Source organism: Ignatzschineria sp. LJL83, assembly GCF_054871845.1.
Window position 1 is genome coordinate 76,797 of sequence record NZ_JBTXLY010000011.1, and the last position, 13,358, is coordinate 90,154.

General features: G+C 39.8%; 13 protein-coding genes. 3 read left to right on the top strand and 10 right to left on the bottom strand.

The window, feature by feature from the left end; all coding sequences use genetic code 11:
• Positions 1-82 precede the first annotated feature (82 nt).
• Positions 83-742 carry a glutathione S-transferase family protein gene (locus tag ACYSN2_RS08290; protein ID WP_461749785.1) on the bottom strand — a complete coding sequence of 220 codons (660 nt, stop codon included), beginning with the start codon at positions 740-742 and terminating at the stop codon, positions 83-85.
• Between the two features lie 203 nt (positions 743-945).
• Here ACYSN2_RS08290 and ygfZ point away from each other — a divergent pair, with 203 nt between their 5' ends.
• The 3 genes from ygfZ to ACYSN2_RS08305 all read left to right on the top strand — a co-directional run bounded on the left by ygfZ (position 946) and on the right by ACYSN2_RS08305 (position 3,298).
• Positions 946-1,638: a CAF17-like 4Fe-4S cluster assembly/insertion protein YgfZ gene (gene ygfZ, locus ACYSN2_RS08295; RefSeq protein WP_461749786.1), complete on the top strand. Its 693-nt coding sequence runs from the start codon at positions 946-948 to the stop codon at positions 1,636-1,638.
• Between the two features lie 8 nt (positions 1,639-1,646).
• Positions 1,647-2,678, top strand: coding sequence for a 6-phosphofructokinase (locus ACYSN2_RS08300; protein ID WP_461749787.1), 1,032 nt, complete (start codon positions 1,647-1,649; stop codon positions 2,676-2,678).
• 230 nt (positions 2,679-2,908) lie between these two features.
• Positions 2,909-3,298 carry a RidA family protein gene (locus tag ACYSN2_RS08305; RefSeq protein ID WP_461749788.1) on the top strand — a complete coding sequence of 130 codons (390 nt, stop codon included), beginning with the start codon at positions 2,909-2,911 and terminating at the stop codon, positions 3,296-3,298.
• 131 nt (positions 3,299-3,429) lie between these two features.
• Here the strand turns inward: ACYSN2_RS08305 and ACYSN2_RS08310 are convergent, their stop codons facing one another.
• The 9 genes from ACYSN2_RS08310 to ACYSN2_RS08350 all read right to left on the bottom strand — a co-directional run bounded on the left by ACYSN2_RS08310 (position 3,430) and on the right by ACYSN2_RS08350 (position 13,353).
• Positions 3,430-3,801 carry a hypothetical protein gene (locus tag ACYSN2_RS08310; protein ID WP_461749789.1) on the bottom strand — a complete coding sequence of 124 codons (372 nt, stop codon included), beginning with the start codon at positions 3,799-3,801 and terminating at the stop codon, positions 3,430-3,432.
• Positions 3,802-4,032: 231 nt separating this feature from the next.
• Positions 4,033-7,248 (bottom strand): efflux RND transporter permease subunit, encoded by a 3,216-nt coding sequence (locus ACYSN2_RS08315; RefSeq protein ID WP_461749790.1) that lies wholly within the window; start codon positions 7,246-7,248, stop codon positions 4,033-4,035.
• A 71-nt stretch (positions 7,249-7,319) separates the two neighbouring features.
• Positions 7,320-8,570 carry an efflux RND transporter periplasmic adaptor subunit gene (locus ACYSN2_RS08320; RefSeq protein WP_461749791.1) on the bottom strand — a complete coding sequence of 417 codons (1,251 nt, stop codon included), beginning with the start codon at positions 8,568-8,570 and terminating at the stop codon, positions 7,320-7,322.
• 99 nt (positions 8,571-8,669) lie between these two features.
• Positions 8,670-9,158: a MarR family winged helix-turn-helix transcriptional regulator gene (locus ACYSN2_RS08325; RefSeq protein WP_461749792.1), complete on the bottom strand. Its 489-nt coding sequence runs from the start codon at positions 9,156-9,158 to the stop codon at positions 8,670-8,672.
• Between the two features lie 329 nt (positions 9,159-9,487).
• The gene (ccmB, locus tag ACYSN2_RS08330; protein WP_461749793.1) at positions 9,488-10,159 is read right to left on the bottom strand and encodes a heme exporter protein CcmB; all 672 of its coding nucleotides are present in this window, start codon (positions 10,157-10,159) and stop codon (positions 9,488-9,490) included.
• Complete coding sequence (ccmA, locus tag ACYSN2_RS08335; protein WP_461749794.1) at positions 10,152-10,796, bottom strand: cytochrome c biogenesis heme-transporting ATPase CcmA; 645 nt, start codon at positions 10,794-10,796, stop codon at positions 10,152-10,154. Before ccmA ends, ccmB begins: the two co-directional genes overlap by 8 nt.
• A 3-nt stretch (positions 10,797-10,799) precedes the next feature.
• On the bottom strand, positions 10,800-12,248 hold the full coding sequence (ccmI, locus tag ACYSN2_RS08340) for a c-type cytochrome biogenesis protein CcmI (RefSeq protein WP_461749795.1): 1,449 nt from the start codon (positions 12,246-12,248) through the stop codon (positions 10,800-10,802).
• 1 nt (position 12,249) lies between these two features.
• Positions 12,250-12,729, bottom strand: a complete 480-nt coding sequence (locus ACYSN2_RS08345; RefSeq protein ID WP_461749796.1) for a cytochrome c-type biogenesis protein — start codon at positions 12,727-12,729, stop codon at positions 12,250-12,252.
• Positions 12,730-13,353 (bottom strand): DsbE family thiol:disulfide interchange protein, encoded by a 624-nt coding sequence (locus tag ACYSN2_RS08350; protein WP_461749797.1) that lies wholly within the window; start codon positions 13,351-13,353, stop codon positions 12,730-12,732.
• Positions 13,354-13,358: the final 5 nt, after the last annotated feature.

Genomic DNA, 13,358 nt, shown 5'->3' on the forward strand with positions numbered 1-13,358 from the left:
TAGGTAAGATCCTTTCATAACCTTTCCTATTACACGTTTTAATATCTTCTATATTAAAACATAAAATAAATAAATCTTTAGTTTATCTATCTTTAAAAATAATGCCGCCTCGTTGTTTCTGGGTTTCGATAAATACAGATTGCCAATCGCCGGCAATAATTTTAGACACAGAGTCATGGGTTAAAAGCTTATCGCTCAGAGCTTGAAGCTTTGGAAAATCTTCTAAAATATTACTGCCACGAACCGTTGTGACAACATCAAAGCGAATAAACATCGGTGCAAGCACAATATCGATTGCCGATAATGCTTCTCCACTAAAATAGGTCTTGCCACACTTCTCTTCTAGAATGCGTAAAGTCGCTTTCATGATGTCGAAATACTTCGTCACTTCTTCTTCGCTTGTTGCCGCCATACTCATATATTGCGGCCCATAGAGATCCCCGGCAACGCTAGCCCAAGCTCTCTGCAGTGCCTTTTTAGGTGCAGATCTCGCAAAAATAGAAGGAACTTTATTCTGCTCTTCGATATATTCCACAATCGCCATGGATTCAAAGAGCACTTCTCCTGTTGTGACTTTCATCACAGGCACTTTTCCAAGCGGTGACCATTCTTGAAACCATTCCGGCAATTCTCCATGCGGATCGAGCCAAATTTGCTCATAATTGACCGCTTTTTCATTCAACGTAATCAACACTCTCTGTACAAATGGGCATAACGGATACCCCACAACTTGATAGCTCATATCATTCTCCCCCTTTGAGATAATCTTGAGATACATTCGCAGTAAAATCTGCCGAATCAATAGGTATATAACCTCATTTAGTCTATCATAAGGTATCTGAAATAAGCGATGATCGCTATTTTAATAAAGAATTCGCAACATCCTGAATCCTTTATTTATCCCATCACTTATTGCCCACTTTATTCATTAAGGAGAATGATGTTATGTCTATTCAATTAAGCCGATTAGTCGTATCTGGAAAAGATGCCGCAAACTTTCTGCAAGGGCAGACAACCGCAGATATGAACAAACTTTCATTCATCAACAATGATGGCTCAGATTGCGGTCTTTCGGCAATTTGTAATCGTCAAGGTCGAGTGATTTCTCTTTTTTGGGCGATTAAAGTGGATGATGAAACATTTCATCTCCTTTTGCCGGAATCTTTAGCGGAAAAAATCCAAAAACATCTTGCGATTTTCATCTTTCGATCAAAAGTGACCATCACGCTTGATCAACCTTCTGCTGAAGATCTTGCCACATTACCAAAAGAACTCATCATTCCCTGGATTACTGCTGAAAACAGCGAAGAATATGTGCCGCAAATGTTAAGCCTTGATCTGCTGCAAGCCATTAGCTTTAAAAAAGGCTGTTACACAGGTCAAGAAATTGTGGCTAGAATGCAATATTTAGGAAAACACAAAAGACGTTTGGCATTAATCACAACTGAAATGCCGGAAGAATTATCAATTAATGTCAAGATTCTCAATGAAAATGACCAAGATGCCGGCACAATCGTATATAGTGAAGGCAATCATGCGCTTGCCGTCATTCGTTTAGAACATCAAAATAGCGCTTTAAAAATTGCACATCCGATTCAAATTAATCACATTTGGCACGAAGAAGACACAGAGGAGTAACGATTAAAATGTCACAAAAACATATTGGAATTTTAACCGCCGGAGGAGATTGCCAAGGACTCAACGCAGCACTTCGAGGAGTCACTCTTTCAGCGCTTAATCAAGGTTGGAAAGTTACAGGAATTCACGACGGTTTTGTTGGATTAGCTGAAAAATCGCATAATGAATTAACCTTTGCAGATGTTTACGGCATTGCCGGCATTGGTGGCACAATTTTAGGAACAGGTCGCGGTGGCGGTAGAGCGAATAATACGGAAGAAGCAGTGGATGCTTGTGTAATTGCATTCGAAGAATTAGAGCTCGATGCGCTCATTTGCCTTGGTGGAGATGGCACGCAACGCTTTGCTTCTTATCTTCACGATAAAGGCATTCCGGTCATTACCCTTCCAAAAACCATTGATAATGACATTGCGCATACGGATATTACCTTTGGTTATGATACGGCTGTTCAAGTATCTGTGATGGCGCTTGATAGACTTCGCACAACGGCGGATTCTCATCACCGCTTAATGATTTTAGAAGTCATGGGCAGAGATGCCGGATGGCTTGCTGCTGGTGCTGCGCTTGCTGGATCTGCGGATATCTGCTTGATTCCTGAAATTCCTTACTCTTTAGAAGCCATTGTGGATTACATTCGTAACAATATCCGTAATCGCCGCTCTGCGCTGTTAGTTGTGGCAGAAGGGGCAATTTCTCAAGAAAACCATAAACTCGGATTAACGCCTAAAAAGCATGCTGAAGCTGTAAAACTTGTGGATAGTATTCCAGAACTTACCGGCATGCAATCACGTCTTACAACGTTAGGTTATGTGAGCCGAGGCGGGTCTCCTACGGCAACTGACCGCATCTTTGCAACGCAATGTGGTACAAAAGCCGTGGAGTTTATCAAAGAAGGCCGCTTTGGTGTGATGGTTGCAGAGCAAGGTCGAGTGCTTGTGCCTGTTCCACTTTCTGAAGTTGCCGGCAAACCTCGTTTACTGCCGATTGATCATCCGCTTATTAAAACGATGCGTGCGACTAATATCTGCATGGGTGTTTAATTCCCCAAAAATTCCAAAAATGACAATCCCCGATACAACCGATCGGGGATTATTAATACGATAAAACGAAGATCAATGCGGTAAAAACTGCTAAGATAGCTTCCCTTTGAAAAATCGTGGATACAGCTCTGTTTAAATAAATTGGTGTTAAGAAATTAGTTTAGGTAAATTGATTTAGGGTTATTTGTTTAAATAGATTCATTTATATAATTGATAGAGTTGAAAAAATTATGAAAAAAATCATCAATACTGATCATGCGCCAGCAGCAGTTGGTCCTTACTCACAAGGAAATGCATTTGGGAATCTCGTATTTACTTCAGGACAATTACCTTTAAATCCTGAAACAATGAAGTTTCCAGAAGGTGGCATTAAAGAGCAAGCAGCACAAGCGCTCTTAAACCTTAAAGCGATTTTAGAAGCTGCGGATGCGGATTTTTCAACAGTCCTTAAAGTGACTTGCTATCTTGATGACATCAATGATTTTGCACACTTTAACGAAGTTTACACAGAATTCTTCGGCACAGAAAATGCACCTGCACGTTCATGCTTTGAAGTAGGAGCATTGCCAATGGGTGCTTTAGTAGAAATCGAAGCAATCGCATTTCGTAAAGAAGCTTAAGCTCTAAAAGTCAGCCCAATAAAAATTCAAAAAAACCTCTGATATGATCCATTATCAGAGGTTTTTTTTGATCTACCAATCTCAATGTGAATAGTTTCTGGAATAAGTTCTGTTATAACTACTTTGTATTTCTACTTTGTATTTGCTTCAACAACCGTAATCGTACACTGTTTCTGTGTTGCTCTTTTTTTCAATAGATCTAAGCGCTCAGAATAATTCACAATAACAACTTCTAAATCTCCTGTTCTTGTGTGATCAAGTGCTGCCAATGGATTAAGGCTTAATAAACCTCCTGCAGTGTTCATCGCATTTCCTGCATCAGCTCCCAACTTTTGAGTATTTAGATCAGCCAATTTAGTAGAAGTATCTTCAAATGCATTTTGAATCTCTTCACACTGATTCAATAACGCAATATCACTATTATCCATTACTTCATGTCGTGGTTTAACATTACTGCATCCCGCAATTACGACAACCATCAGCCCAATAAAATATTTTTTCATAAAAACCTCCCTGCCTTTAAGTACGATCAACAATAGATCAATAAATATCTGTTAAATATTACAAGATAATATTAATTAAATAACATATTAATGTTATTAAAAGAATACTTCTCTAGTAATAAAATTTTTATATGGGAGATTTATTGGTAAATAAAAACCCCAATATCTTTTAGGATATTGGGGTTTTGAATATTTATAAGCTTCTTATGTATAAACTTCTTTTAAAGAATCTTATGAGGCAGAAGAAGCTACAGATTCATCTATCTCTTTAGGTTTATCCTCACCTTGAGTTTTCTTCTGTTCTTTATTTAAAAGCATGAAGAATACTGGCGTATAGATGAGAACTAACAACGTTCCTCCGATCATACCCCCCACAACAATTCGACCTACAACGTTTTGCGCACCTGAACCGGCACCCGTTGATAATGCTAACGGTAAAACACCGATACCGAATGCGAGAGATGTCATTAAGATTGGACGTAAACGCTCATTCGCTGCCTGAATTGCCGCTTCTGTAACGCCTAATCCAGATCTCACCAAGTCTCTTGCAAACTCTACGATTAAGATGGCATTTTTCGAGGTTAAACCGATCGTCGTTAACATTCCTACTTGGAAATAAACGTCATTTTCAATACCTAATAATCTTGCCGTAATCACTGCTCCGACTAATCCCACAGGAATTGTTAAGAGAACAGAAATTGGAACTTTCCAAGATTCATAAAGCGCTGCTAAACTTAGGAAGATAATGAAGATAGATACCAATAACAATGCTGTTTGTGAATCGCCTGATTCACGCTCTTCATAGGAAGTATCTGTCCATGAAACGTTAATGCCTTGTGGTAAGTTTTCTGCCACAATCGCTTCAATTGCCGCCATTGCATCACCGGTACTTTTACCCTCTGCTGCTTCAATCGAAATTGGGAATGATGGGAAACCATTAAAACGGTTTAACTGTGGTGGACCATAACTCCAACGACCACTTGCAAACGCTCTAAACGGTACCATTTCTCCTTTTGCATTTCGGACATACCAGCTATTAAAGTCATCCGGCATCATTCTATATGGCGCATCTGCTTGTACTTGAACGTGCTTAATTCGACCACGATCGATAAAGTCATTCACGTACATTCCGCCCCAAGCGATGGATAATGCTTGGTTAATATCGCCGATAGAAACCTGTAAAGCCTGTGCTTTCTCACGGTCGATATCAATATGATATTGCCCTGAGTCAAACTGACCGCCCGGTCTTAACGTTGCCATATTTAAGTCTTCAGAACGCGCAGCGTGACCAATAAAGGTATTCACTGAGTTCACCAATGCATCATGACCTAAACCGAGCGTATCTTGCAGTACAAAACTTACGCCCGTTGCATTTCCAAGCTCAATAATCGGCGGTGGACTGAATACGAACATTTGCGCTTCTGGAATTGTTCTAAAGAATGCCTGAATACGTCCTGTTAACGCTTCGATTGATTGCGCTTCAGTGGTACGTTGATCCCAAGGTAATAACTGAATAAAGAAGAGGGATTGCTCACTTCCTTGTCCGGCAAAGCTAAATCCACCGATTGTCATTACTGCTTCAACAGTATCTTTCTCTTCTTCCATTAAATATTTCGTCACTTTTTCAAGTGGAATATTTGTTTGTAAAAGCGATGTACCATTTGGGTTAATCCCCATTCCAATCAAGATACCTTGGTCTTCATCTGGTAAGAAGCTCTTCGGCAATTGCATAAACTGCTGTCCGATCACGCCTAACCCTACGACCAAAATCACGATTGCCATAAATGGATGTTTCAAGATACGGCGAATCATCACTGAATAACCGCCACTTAACTTATCAAATCCTAAGTTGAAGTATGTGACGACAACAAATACCACTTTCGTAATCGGTGCGAATAATTTACTGAAGAATTTACCAATCAATGATGTTGGCTCAGAATGATCATCAGGACGACGAAGAATCGTTGCACAAAGTGCTGGCGTAAAGATAATCGCTACCAATACCGAGAGCAACATTGCCGTAATAATCGTAATGGAGAACTGACGGTAAATAACCCCAGAAGCTCCGCCAAGGAATGCCATTGGTACGAATACTGCAGAGAGTACAACCCCGATTCCGATTAAGGCGCCGGTAATTTGTGTCATTGATTTACGAGTTGCTTCTAATGGTGATAAACCTTCCTCTTCCATTAAACGCTCAACATTTTCTACAACAACGATCGCATCATCTACGAGTAATCCGATGGCGAGAACTAATGCAAACAGCGTCAATGTATTGAGGTTAAACCCAAACATATTAAGGATTAACATCGTTCCGGCAAGTACATAAGGAATTGCCAATAATGGAATAATCGTTGCTCGTAAGTTCTTCAAGAAGAGGAACATTACGATAAATACTAAGATGATCGCATCAATTAACGTCTGCACAACCCCATCTACCGATTGCTCAACGAATGGCGTTGTATCATACGGATAGGTGTAATCCATTCCCGATGGAAAATTGAGTTTCTCTTTTGCTAAAAACTCTTTAACGGTATTCGCCGTATCTAGTGCGTTCGCACCTGATGCTAAGTTAATCCCGATACCCGATGCCGGCATGCCATTATAGTTTACGCTGAAGTTCTCATTTTCAGGAGAAAGCTCCACTCTTGCGACATCCGATAATAACACCTCACTTCCATCTTCATTTACACGAAGCTGAATCGCTTTAAAATCTTCGGCATTCGTTAACAGAGATTGTGATGTGACCGTATAGCGAATCAACTGCCCTTCATCTGCCGGCAATGCCCCTAAGTTTCCTAAAGTTGCCTGAGAGTTTTGCTCACGAATCGCATTCACAACATCAATGGTTGTCATGTTGTATTTGTGCAATTTAATTGGATCAACCCATACATTCATCGCGTAACTTGCACCGAAGAATTGAACATCTCCAACGCCCGGCAATCGGCTAATCTGATCCTGCAAAGTAGAAGAAACATAGTCTCCTAAATCTCCGGAACTCATCGAACCATCCGGCGAGAAGAATCCTGCAACCATTAAGAATGAACCACTTGATTTCGCAACTGTCACACCTTGTTGCTGAACGACTTGCGGTAATTTTGATAAGGATTGCTGAATCTTATTTTGCACCTGAACTTGGGCAATATCTGGATCAACCCCTTGTTCAAATGTGAGGTTAATTTGGAATACTCCCACACTTGAGCTCAGCGCATCCATATATCTAAAGCCTTCAAGCCCAGAAATACTCTGCTCAACAACCTGCGTAACGCTCTCTTCAACGGTTGCCGCACTCGCTCCTGGATAAACCCCTGAAATAGAAATCTTCGGAGGTGCAATCTCAGGATATTGTGCAACTGGCATGTTTCGGACAACTAAAAGTCCGATAAACATTGTTAAAATCGCCAAAACCCATGCAAAGATCGGGCGATCAATAAAAAATCGTGCCATATATACAATTATTCCTTACTTATTAGGTATTAATAATTTTCTCTATTTAATTCTCTAGTTAAAATCATGGATTACTGAATAAACATATCATCTGCTTGTACATTAACGATCACATCTTGACCACCACTACGTTGAAGTGCAGATTGAACGGTTTGTAAACCTTTCACAACCACTCGCTCATTCTCTTTTAATCCACTTTCAATCACCCAGTTTTGCTCATAAGCACGAGAAATGACGACAGGGCGCATACTTGCAACATTATTCTCATCAATCACAATCACCATACTCACGCCGCCCGGTCCTTGTGTGACAGCTTTTTGAGGAATCACTAATGCGCCTTCCTCAATCCCTTGCTCAACAACCGTTCTTAAGAACATTCCCGGCAATAGAGAACCATCATTTTCAAATTGCGCTTGAAGGAAGATCGAACCTGTTGTTGGGTTTACCGTTAAGTCAGAGAATTTAATGTAACCTTGCTTGTCATAAAGTGTGCCATCATCCATATACACACGAACTAAATGCACATCTTCCATCTTTCCTGTTTGAGGATTTTCAATCTGCTGCGTGGTATAAATGCCGGCATTAACTTTTTTCTGAACTTCCGCAAATTCCGCAGCTGAATAAGTAATATTAACCTTCATCGGATCCAATACTTGAATCACCGCCATCTCTTGCGTTTGCCCCGGCGATACTAATGCCCCTTGCGTAAAGCTACTACGACCGATTTGTCCTGAAATAGGTGCACCCATTTTGGTATATTCAAGGCTGATTTTTGCAGTAGAAACTTTTGCTTCTTCACCTAACACATCCGCATTTGCTTGAAGAAGCGCTGCATTTGCATCATCAATATCTTGTTGGCTGACGGCTTTAGAGTTTCCTAAAGCTTTCAAACGATCTGCTTTGAGTTTTGCCGCACTTTGATTGGCTTTCGCTCTTGCTAAGCCGGCATTTGCTTGAAGTAATGCTGCTTCAAAAGTGGCTGGGTCAATTTGATAAAGTGTTTCCCCTTTTTCAACCATGCTTCCTTCAGTAAAGTTTTGAGATAAGATAATCCCGCCGACTTGTGGTCTTACTTCCGCAATAATGGATGCTTCTGTTCTACCTGGCAACTCTGCTTTTACCGTAATATTTTGACGTTCCACTGGTTGAACAACTGCGACTGGCGCATTCATGCTCACCTGAGCCGCAGTGCCTTCTTCACTAGAACCTGTAATTTTATCAAGGCTTCCTTTAATATCATCGACACAGCCAACCATAATCATACTGAAACCGACAACTCCTAAAGCATTTCGCAATTGTCTTAAATAGTTACTTTTTTTCATTTTTTATCTCATACACTCAAGTTAATTTTGAACTTACTATCTCTAACTGATACTGAATTATTAGCTCGATAAATCCCTATAAATCTTTACTCTCATTTCTTATTTAGATGGCTCTCTATTTTTACTGACCTGATTCAAAGCATCATCTAATTGGCGGATCGATGCAAGCATCTGCTCGCCACCATCTGTTCCCATAATCTCCGCAATATCATCAAGCCAAGGTCCATAAATCTTCTCACTTAAGTTCTTGTGATACGTTGCGCCCTTTTCTGTTGTTTCATAAAGATATGAGCGCTTATTATGAGGATTATCCACCGCTTGAATATAACCATAATCGAGTAAAAGACAGATTTGTCTTTGCACTGCTTGTCTTGATGTCGAACGGAGATCCGCAATTTGTGGCACTGAAAGCGGTTTCTTTTCTCGATTAATAATCGACAAAATAACCCAGCAAGAGTGAGTAATCTCACTATTTGCTTCTGCTAACAAGTCTTCGCTAATGCGATTAACCTTCGGCAAGAAAGAAAAAATCTCTTGGAAGATCGATACAAATAGCGGATTATCAGAAATATTTTTATTTTCAGCCATAACACTCTTTCTAAAAAGTGAAACAATTAGTCAACTGTAGATAGTAAATCTTGACAACAATGTTGTCAATTGTTTTAAAGACCATATTTCTAAAAAAACCACTTGACTGATCAGCTTCTTACTTTAAATAAAGATATGATAAATCCACGAGTAACGTACTTTCTTTCTTCTATTATCCTGTTAAGGATGACTGTTTCATGACAGAAAAATCCTTTTATTACCTTACTTTTATTGCCCTAATAATCATCATATCTACAAATATCAAAAACCCCGAAAATAGCTGATCTATCTCGGGGTTTTCACATCCATTATATTTATGGGGAATAACGTTAATCAAGGCTCATTCGAATCGCAAATGCCGTCACAATGGGCGCAATAATAATGACTGCAACATCACTTCCCAAGAAAATCAAAAGTAAGCTCGTTAAAGAATGTCCTTCCTGCAATCTTGAGATAAGTTGCACGCCTACCAATAATACCGGCACATAGAGCGGCAATGTGATCACGCTCAACAGCAATCCCGCTTGTCGTAAGCCAACTGTTAAAGCAACGCACATTGCGCCAATTAAGCTAAGTAACGGCGTTCCTGCCAATAAAATCAGTGCCACATAGCAAGATTCTGTCAGCGTAAATCCTAGCATGACCGCTAAAATGGGTGAAAAAATCACCAATGGTAAACCTGTTAATAACCAATGTGAGAAAATTTTTCCAAGTACAATGATATAGAGTGGCGAGCCACTAATTGCCATCTGCTCTAAGGTTCCATCTTCAAAATCATTTTTAAACACACGATCGAGCACTAATATTGTTGACAGCAGTGCCGCAATCCAAAGAATTGCCGGCGCTGACGCTTTCAGTAATTGCTGATTTTCTAAACCTAAACCTAAAGGAAAGAGCGAAATGATAATCAGAAAAAAAATTAACGGCATAAAAATTTCAGAACGATTTCGCATTCCGACTTTAAAATCCCGAACCATCACTGCCGAAAGTACCTTAAACATCTCGTGAAAATCCCTCAATGGTAAATTCTTTCGTAAACACATTCTCTGCCGGCATTTGATGAGATGTAAAAATAATCGCACCACCATTTTGGCAATGCGCAATCATTTTCGCTTCTAATAACGCAATAGAATCCACATCTAATGCCGTAAAAGGCTCATCTAATATCCAAATGTTCGCTCGTGTTTCGAGCCATAATCTCGCTAAAATCACACGGCGTTTCTGCCCTGCAGAAAAGTAACGCACAGGACGATCTTCTAACGGCAAACTCAATAACCCAAAGACTTTTAATGCTTCTTCCCGAGAAACCGATTCTCCCCGAAGAGAGAGAATAAACGAAAGATTTTCCCAAGCCGTAAGATCGAGATTCAGACTTAGTTGATGGCCAATATAAATGAGCTCTTTCGCATAATAGTGTAAAAGCTCTTTTCGATCATCGCCGTTAAGAAAAATTGTTCCCTGATAGCGCTGACTTGCACCCGAAAGTACGCGTAAAGAAGTGGTTTTTCCTGCACCATTTTTTCCTTTCAAATAGAGAGATTCTCCATTTTTTAAAGAAAAAGAGAAAGGCTGAAAGATCGGACGATAATTTCTCGTCACGCTCAAATCAACCACTTCTAATAAAAACTCAGGGCGCATTTACTACTCCACAACGCGATCTAAGATGATTGTAATCGGTGCAGAAAGATCTTCTACCACAATCGTTTCCGCTTCAATATCCCCAGCTTTCGTAATAGGATCGCCATTCATACTGATCTTTGCTGCAATCGTTAATTTCTCATGACCTGATAACGTCATTCCTGGCATTAAAACATCTTGTTCTGTGATATTTAAGCCTAAAGGAAATTCTGAAATAGAACCTAATGGAATGCGTTTTGCCGCAAGCGGTGGCCCCATTTCCATATTTCTCACGAAAAGGAATAGAATCGCATTTTGTGGCATGTTATTTAAAGAAGCATTTGGAAGTTGAATTTCCACATTAATCGCCGTATTAGCAAGCGCAGCTTCATTTTTCATATCTTCTGTTTCTTGCCCTAATAAGCCGGCAATCATATTTAAGATTAAACGGCGATTCTCCGATCCTTCAGGATAAATTTCTGCTAACTGCGAGAAGTAATATAACGCTTGATCTAACTCCCCTTTCTGCAACAAAATCGTCGCATAATAGAGAAGCAGACTATCATTTGAAGGATTATTACGAATATAATCTTCAAATAAGGATTTTAAGCGCTCATCTGCACTGTTGCCCGCATAATTACTCGCAGCTTGTGAGAAAAAGGCAATGGCCTTTTCCATCTTCTGGTTTTCAAATAACACCGTTGCATAATAGAAAGCGAGCTCTTCATTATCACGATTTCCCATTACGAACTGATCAAATAGCCCTTCTAATCGAGGATTAAGCTTATAATCATTCATCGCTAGTTGAATATTCAATAATGAATAATAGACATTATTATCCTCAGGATTGATGCGATAGAGATCTAAATAGACTTTTTCAGCTAATGGTAACTGATTCATATTGAGATACATCTTTCCAAGAAGATGAAGCTCTTTTGCATCTGTATGATGATCCGCAGAACTTAAAACATTCAGCGCCGTTAATGTGCCGAGCAGGTTTTCTTGCAATTCAACTGGCGGATTCAAATCCATCATATTACTGCTTCGTTGAAGATCTTCAACCGTTAAACTTGCCAACCATTTTTGCACATAAGGCATTGCCGCAGTTCTCTGTGTATCAAGCTCTTTCGCTTCCTCTTTGTAACCTGTATCCCAAAAATAAACGCCTGAAAGCGTGATCAGCGCTCCGGCAAATAACACTAAAATGAATTTTGTAACATCATTTAACTGACGATCAGGATGTGCAACGGCAAGAAGATCTTGTACTAATTCAACTTTCGTCTCTTCATACTCTTCTTCCGTGATTTTGCCACGCTTGAGATCATCATCTAACGTTTCTGCTTCATCGATATATTTATCTCGATATACGGTTTGTAATCGAGAGAATTTTTCAGAACCTTTTCCCCAAAATGCGATCACGAGTATTAACATCGTCGCGACGATAAAGAGTATTGTATATATTAATCCCATCATCTTAGTTATCTTTTCTCTGTAATATCTGATTTAAACGTGCTTTATCAGCATCTGTTAAGCTTTTTGGTGCAGCCTTCGCCGGCTCTGTATTTCGTCTTTTCGATTTTGTAACAAAAACAATGCCAAGGATTATCACTAAAAGTGCAAAAGGACTAAACCACAATAACCATGTCACAGGTTTTACCGGCGGATTATACATTACGAAATCGCCGTAACGATCTACCATGTAAGCAATAATCTGCGCATCTGCTTGACCATCAATAATCATGTCATAGGTTAAATCTCGCATATCTTGTGCTAAGGGCGCATCTGAATCGGCGATATTTTGATTTTGACACTTCGGACAACGAAGCTCTCTTGTTAAGCTCTGAAAGCGTTTCTCTTGAATCGGATGCTCAAACTCATACAGATTCACAGAAGCAACGCCGTTCTGTAGAAACAGCGATAAGAAAATAGTACATGCTATTAAAAATCGTCTCATTTACTTCGCTCCTTCTCTCGCCGCAGCTTTCGCAACTTCGATTGCTTTAGTCGCATTATTAATCGCTGCTTGAAGTGCTTTAGGATTATCACTATCAAAACTCGCTTCGTAAATGCCTTTGAATCCATTGTTCCAAAGATCTACCGTCATTTCTCCAACATGACGGTATACGATAATATTGTTCGCATCTAAAAAGTATGTTTCCGGTGCGCCATAAACTCCTAAGTTTAAGCCGATTTTCCCGCTCTCATCGGCAACCGTAAAGAGATATGGATTCCCAAGATCACGCAACCATTCATAGGCTTTCAACGTATTATCTTTATAATCCACACCATAAATCGGTACACCTGTTGCACCAATTGCTTTGAGTGCATCATGTTCCGCTTCACACGTTGGGCACCATGTTGCCCAAATATTGAGAAGTGCCGGTCCTTTAATATCTTCATCCGTTAAGATTTTTGCCGACATTCCCGGCGCAACCACTTCATAGGCACTAAAAGAAGGTAACTGTTTTCCCTTTAAAGCGGAAGGCAATAGGCTTGCATCATTTTCTAAACTCATCGACAAAAACACTAAAAATCCGACGATAATTACAACAATACCTGCAATAATTCCTCGTAACATATTTT

Bases quoted from the DNA above. Each gene is read 5' to 3' on its own strand.
- ACYSN2_RS08290 (WP_461749785.1), bottom strand. From the start codon at position 742: ATGAGCTATCAAGTTGTGGGGTATCCGTTATGCCCATTTGTACAGAGA.
- ygfZ (WP_461749786.1), top strand. From the start codon at position 946: ATGTCTATTCAATTAAGCCGATTAGTCGTATCTGGAAAAGATGCCGCA.
- ACYSN2_RS08300 (WP_461749787.1), top strand. From the start codon at position 1,647: ATGTCACAAAAACATATTGGAATTTTAACCGCCGGAGGAGATTGCCAA.
- ACYSN2_RS08305 (WP_461749788.1), top strand. From the start codon at position 2,909: ATGAAAAAAATCATCAATACTGATCATGCGCCAGCAGCAGTTGGTCCT.
- ACYSN2_RS08310 (WP_461749789.1), bottom strand. From the start codon at position 3,801: ATGAAAAAATATTTTATTGGGCTGATGGTTGTCGTAATTGCGGGATGC.
- ACYSN2_RS08315 (WP_461749790.1), bottom strand. From the start codon at position 7,248: ATGGCACGATTTTTTATTGATCGCCCGATCTTTGCATGGGTTTTGGCG.
- ACYSN2_RS08320 (WP_461749791.1), bottom strand. From the start codon at position 8,570: ATGAAAAAAAGTAACTATTTAAGACAATTGCGAAATGCTTTAGGAGTT.
- ACYSN2_RS08325 (WP_461749792.1), bottom strand. From the start codon at position 9,158: ATGGCTGAAAATAAAAATATTTCTGATAATCCGCTATTTGTATCGATC.
- ccmB (WP_461749793.1), bottom strand. From the start codon at position 10,159: ATGTTTAAGGTACTTTCGGCAGTGATGGTTCGGGATTTTAAAGTCGGA.
- ccmA (WP_461749794.1), bottom strand. From the start codon at position 10,796: ATGCGCCCTGAGTTTTTATTAGAAGTGGTTGATTTGAGCGTGACGAGA.
- ccmI (WP_461749795.1), bottom strand. From the start codon at position 12,248: ATGATGGGATTAATATATACAATACTCTTTATCGTCGCGACGATGTTA.
- ACYSN2_RS08345 (WP_461749796.1), bottom strand. From the start codon at position 12,729: ATGAGACGATTTTTAATAGCATGTACTATTTTCTTATCGCTGTTTCTA.
- ACYSN2_RS08350 (WP_461749797.1), bottom strand. From the start codon at position 13,353: ATGTTACGAGGAATTATTGCAGGTATTGTTGTAATTATCGTCGGATTT.